Origin of the sequence: Lacticaseibacillus camelliae DSM 22697 = JCM 13995, assembly GCF_001311195.1 — a bacterium.
Classification (GTDB): Bacteria; Bacillota; Bacilli; order Lactobacillales; family Lactobacillaceae; genus Lacticaseibacillus; species Lacticaseibacillus camelliae.
The window spans coordinates 1-5,534 of record NZ_BBAJ01000111.1 but is presented as its reverse complement, the minus strand read 5'-3'; the positions used below and the strand labels follow the sequence as shown (position 1 = coordinate 5,534).

The 5,534-nt window shown below is 56.7% G+C and carries 2 protein-coding genes and 2 pseudogenes; 1 reads left to right on the top strand and 3 read right to left on the bottom strand.

Features of this window, described 5'->3' with window-relative positions; all coding sequences use genetic code 11:
* Positions 1-33 precede the first annotated feature (33 nt).
* Both JCM13995_RS12685 and JCM13995_RS12680 read right to left on the bottom strand, forming a co-directional pair.
* Positions 34-962 (bottom strand): annotated as a pseudogene (locus tag JCM13995_RS12685) (DUF7916 family protein).
* Positions 963-990: 28 nt separating this feature from the next.
* Positions 991-2,340 carry a PTS sugar transporter subunit IIC gene (locus tag JCM13995_RS12680; protein ID WP_054666246.1) on the bottom strand — a complete coding sequence of 450 codons (1,350 nt, stop codon included), beginning with the start codon at positions 2,338-2,340 and terminating at the stop codon, positions 991-993.
* A gap of 222 nt (positions 2,341-2,562) precedes the next feature.
* Between JCM13995_RS12680 and JCM13995_RS12675 the strand changes: the two genes are divergently transcribed.
* Positions 2,563-3,750 carry an ROK family transcriptional regulator gene (locus JCM13995_RS12675; protein WP_054666243.1) on the top strand — a complete coding sequence of 396 codons (1,188 nt, stop codon included), beginning with the start codon at positions 2,563-2,565 and terminating at the stop codon, positions 3,748-3,750.
* Positions 3,751-3,878: 128 nt separating this feature from the next.
* Here the strand turns inward: JCM13995_RS12675 and JCM13995_RS12670 are convergent.
* Positions 3,879-5,175, bottom strand: a pseudogene (locus JCM13995_RS12670) (PTS sugar transporter subunit IIC).
* Positions 5,176-5,534: the final 359 nt, after the last annotated feature.

The window sequence follows — 5,534 nt, the reverse complement described above, 5'->3', positions numbered from 1 at the left end:
TTGATTGCGTCGCTGTCTGATGAGAAGTTTGGATTAACGGTTGATCGACCGGGCCATGCGAGCAATGGCGTGCCGCGTGCCACGGATCGCCTTGCTCAGCGGATAAATGGTCTCGGTTGGCGGTACGACGCCCCAACCGGCATCGCCAATGTGCTGGATGTCGACCCCGTCAATCTTGTTGCGAATCGCCACGGACTCAATGTAGCTGGCGCCGGAACCTTCCTGTGAGGTCCCGATGGTGCTCATGACCAGCGCACCATTGGCGTGGGCGAGCTTGACGATCTTCTTGATCTCGTCGTCGTCCAGACCTGGCACGGTGCCGACTGCAGGCACCAGAATGACGTCGGCGCCGGCGTCCAGGAAGGACTGGGTGGCTTCCACTGAAACGACCGGCTCGTTGACGCCGGCACCGTGCATCTTGCCGGCAATGATCAGGCCCTTGAAGACTTTCTTGGCGACCTTGATGTTCGCGGCGATCTGGGCGTTGGTGACGCCAGTGCCAGGATTGCCGGTCAGGCAGACAAAGTTGAAGCCCAGGCGCTGAACCTCCGTCAGGGTTTTCTCGGAAGCCATGCGGCCCTCGGGGATGACCAGCCGGGTTTCAGCCATGTCGGCGTTCGGGTCGACCGGCTCCAGGTTGACGCCAATCGGGCGGCCGACCAGTTTTTGCAGGCGGTGAATGCTTTCGCCGTCGTGGCGCGGCTTGGCGGTTGAGAGGTCATTTTCGCCGGGATAGAGGCCCAGAATGATGGGATTCAGGACGTCCATGCCGTTAAGCAGGATCAGGTCGGCGCCAAATGCGGCGGCAACTTCGGAGTACGTGATGCCGTCTTGCGGTGGGGTGAGCACGACATTTTCGGACAATACGGTGCGGCCTTCAGAGGCTTGATGCTTTGCTTGAGCTCGGCCCCGTTCATGGCGAGGACTTCGCTGGTGGTGGTACTGATCAAACGTTTAACCATGAGAAACTCCTTTCAAATTAAGCAAGATTTACGCGGCCTGCTTCGCTGCTTCGCCGGCTTCTTGGGTCTTTTGCGTCCGGTTGACAACGAACAGGAACGGCAGGTAAATCAGAATATCGATGACGATGTTAAACAGCTGGACGAGCGACCCGGCGAAGCTGTTGGTGGTCAGAAACCCTGAGATGATTGGTGGCATGGTCCAAGAAACCATGGTGCCAGTGGTCAACGGGACAAGGCCGGATGCCATCGCAAAGTAGGTGATAATGGTATTCCACATCGGCGCGAGGATGAAGGGGATGATCAAGGTCGTGTTAAGCACGATCGGCATGCCGAACATGGTCGGTTCGTTAATGTTGAATAAACCAGGGACAATGGTCAAAGGCGCCAGCGTTTCCAACTGCTTGCTTGAGCGGTGCATCAGCACCAAGATCCCAATCCCTAGGACTAAGCCGATGGTGGCACCGCCGCCGCCCATGAAGACGAAGTTATCAACAAACGGCTCGGTGATGATGTGCGCGCCATGAGCCAGAGTCAACTTGCCGGCCTGGGCCAGCTTGAGGTTGGCCCCGGAGTTCATCAGCCAGATCGGTTGGAAGATGTTGTCGACAACGTTGGCGCCGTGGATCCCGACGAACCAGAAGGCACTGTTCAGGAAGGTGACGACTAACGTGCCGCCCAGCGTGTCGCCAAGCAGGCCCAGCGGCTTAGACAGAATGTTCATGATCAGCAGGTGAATATTGCCTAACCCGGTCCAGGCGAAGATGGCGTAAATTGCGCCCCAGAACGTGATGATCGCAAAGCCCGGGATCAGCGCCGAGAAGCTCTTGCCGATAGCCGGCGGAACGGTATCAGGCATGTGGACCTGAATGTCGTGGTTGATGAACCACTGGAATACGCCGCCAGTGACCAGGCCGATGATAATGCCGACGAACAGGCCCTTGGAGCCCAGAAAGTCGTATGGCATGCCTTCAGCTGGCACCTTGGCCCCGGTGAAAATGCTGGGGGTCACGACAAAGTATGAAGCAACGGCAATGATGCCGGCGGATTTACCATCCGTCTTGTGCTGTTCGGCGTAGCTGGCCGCGATGCCGAAGCACCCGATCAAGCCCAGCAGACCGAACGACCCGTTTGTGATCTTAGTAAAAACCGACAGTAGCGTCACGCCGTGCACGGCGACGGCGCCGATCCACGCGGTCCAAGCGGCCACTGGGAAATTCGCCAGGATCATGAAGAATGAGCCCACGATGATCAGCGGCATGGTGACGGTGATCCCATCACGAATGGCGATCAGTGGTTTGAATTGTGCTAATTTGGTGGCGACCGGCATCAGGTACTTTTCAATGACACCGTTGAAGCCGCCTTGCTTTGAATCAGCCATGTGTAAGTCCTCCTTTGTGCACGTGACAGCGTCACGTGCTTGCCCAAAAATAATGGCATGAGTCATCAGACGGCGGTCCGTCCGAGTTGGCCGCTGCTGATTACTCTTTTACAATAAGCAACAAATTATAAATAGTCAACCGCTTACAAGCCCAAATATGGTGTTTTAATATTATTATTTATAATTAAATGCTATAATAAGTTTGGGGAAAGGATGATTACCATGACGAAAAGGCAAACACAGTTGCAGCAGCAGATCCTCAAGCAGCTCTACACTAGAGGACCGATTTCCCGCAGTGACATCGTGCGGCTGACCGGCATCACGCCGGCAACGACCAGTGCCGTGACCGCGCAGCTGCTGGCAGCTGGGGTGATCCGGGAAAGTGGGGCAGCGGCCGCCCAGCATCAATCCGGCCGGCGCAAGATCCTGTTGGAAGTGGCGCCGGGTGGGCCGAAGGTGCTCGGCGTTGAACTGACGGCTTCCAGCTACACGCTGTGCATCATTGACCGCTGCGGTCAGGTATACGCCTCCCGCAAGCGCCAGACCGCGCGCGATTACGACTTACACTTTCTTGCCGTGCCGGCGATCGTGACGGACATCAAGGACTTCCTTAATGCCCATCAGGACTTGCCCATCACGGCGATCGGCGTGGCGGTCCCGGGCCACTACTTGGCGGACCAGGAAATCGTGGTGTCGGCCAATCCGACGTGGAAGCACGTCAGCTTGCGGCCCTTCAATGAAGCGTTCAAGCCGCTGCCCGTTTACTATGAGAACAATGTCCACTGCGAAACCGTGGCCGAGCAGTTGATTGGTCCGGATAAAAGCGGCACCAACTTCACGTACCTTCACGTGGCGCGCGGCATTTTCTGCTCCACCATCCATGATGGGCACCTCTATGGCTACAAGAATTTCGTCAACGGCGAAATTGCGCACATCATTGTCGATCCCAACGGGGAGCTTTGCGACTGCGGCCGGCGCGGCTGTTTGCAGACGACGGCGAGCCATGAATGGCTGGTCAAAAAGGCCAAGTTGCTTTACGAAAATGCCAACGCGACATACCTGCGTCAGTTGGTCGCGCGGCCTGAAGACATCCATATGGAGACGGTTTTCAAGGCGTTTCAAATGGGTGATCAGGGCGTGGTCACCATGCTGCGAAGCGCCATCGAGTCGCTGGCGGTGACGCTGAACACCCTGGCCCTGGTGATCGACGCCAACCGCATCATTTTGCACGGCCAATTGTTTGACCAGCCGCAGCTGCTGGCCCTGTTTCAAAAAACGCTGGTGGCTAACCAGTTTCAGCTGACCTCGGTGCAGCCGCAAAATGTCACTGTTAAGCCGTTTGGCCCGCAAGACGGGGCCATCGGTGGCGGCATGCTGGCGGTCGCTTACCAGCTGCTGGGCGAGATCTGACGCCGCGGCGGTGGTGTTGAAACTTACGCAGCAAAAAAAGCGGGTGTGCGCGGGTTAACGTCATCGACGGCGGTGAACTAGCGAGAGCATACTCGCTTTTTTTAATTCAGTGGGCAAAGTCGCCTCGATCAGGCGGCCTGTTCGTCAGCTTGGCCCGCTTCCTCGGTTTTCTGCGACTTGTTGACGACCAGCAGGAATGGCAGGTAGATCAGCGTGTCGATCACGATGTTAAAAATCTGGATCAGCGAACCGGTAAAACTGTTGGTGGTCAGAAAGCCCGAGATGATCGGTGGCATGGTCCAGGACACCATGGTCCCGGTGGTCAGCGGCACCAGGCCGGTGGCCATGACGATGTAGGTCGTCAGCGTGTTCCACATCGGGGCCAGGATGAAGGGGATGATCAGCGTCATGTTTAAGACAATCGGCATCCCGAACATGGTCGGCTCGTTGATGTTGAACAGGCCAGGGACGATGGTGAGCGGCGCCAGGGTCTCCAGCTGCTTGCTGGCGCGGTGCATCAGCACCAAGATCCCGATGCCGAGGACTAGCCCCAGGGTCGCCCCGCCGCCGCCCATGAAGACGAAGTTATCAATGAATGGTTCGGTGATGATGTGAGCCCCGTGGCCCAGGGTGAGCTTGCCGGCCTGCGCCAACTTCAGGTTGGCCCCGGAGTTCATCAGCCAGACCGGCTGGATCATGTTGTTGACCACGTTGGCCCCGTGAATGCCGACGAACCAAAAGGCGCTGTTCAGGAAGGTGATGACCAAGGTGCCGCCCAGCGTGTCGCCGAGCAGGCCCAAAGGCTTCGACAAAATGTGCATGATCAGCAGATGAATGTTGCCCAACCCCGTCCAGGAAAACAGGGCGTAAACGGCGCCGAATAAGGTGATAATGGCAAAGCTGGGATCAGCGCGGAGAAGCTTTTACCAATGGCCGGCGGTACGGAATCAGGCATGTGGATCTGCACGTCGTGGTTGATGAACCACTGGAAAATGCCGCCGGCGAGCAGGCCGATGATGATGCCGACAAACAGGCCCTTGGAACCCAGAAAGTCGTATGGCATGCTTCAGCCGGCGCCTTGCCCCCAGTGAAAATGCTGGGGGTGACGACGAAATAGGACGCGACGGCAATGATGCCGGCCGATTTACCATCCGTGTGAAATTGCTCGGCATAGCTGGACGCGATCCCGAAGCACCCGATCAGGCCCAGCAGCCCGAACGACCCATTCGTGATCTTGGTAAAAATCGATAGCAGCGCGACGCCGTGCATGCTGACGCTGCCGATCCAGGCGGTCCAGGCCGCAACTGGGAAATTGGCCAGGATCATGAAGAATGAACCGACAATGATCAACGGGATCGTGGTCGTGATCCCATCCCGAATCGCAATGAGGGGTTTGAAGCGACTAAGCGTGGTGGCGACTGGCATCAGATATTTTTCGATGATGCCCGAGACGCCAACTTTTTTTCGAATCAGCCATGTGATGATTCCTCCTTTGGCCTGGCTGCTGCCGCGCCGGGCACTGACTTAACACCGACAGAAGCGTAATGAAACGGCCTAAAAAAATCCTGCTGATCACGTCTTAAGACTAAAACAGTAAATTATTGATAGTCAATCAATCACCCATCCGCTAGTAAAGTTATTATTTAGCATAAAATAATCCGTGTCATCATTGAACGGTAAGAGCACGGTGGCCGTCGCTAGGAGTGAATCATCCATTGTGCACTAGCGGCCCACCTGCAGTGATGGATCCGGAGCCGGCTGCAGATTTGCCAGCACTGCCGGTG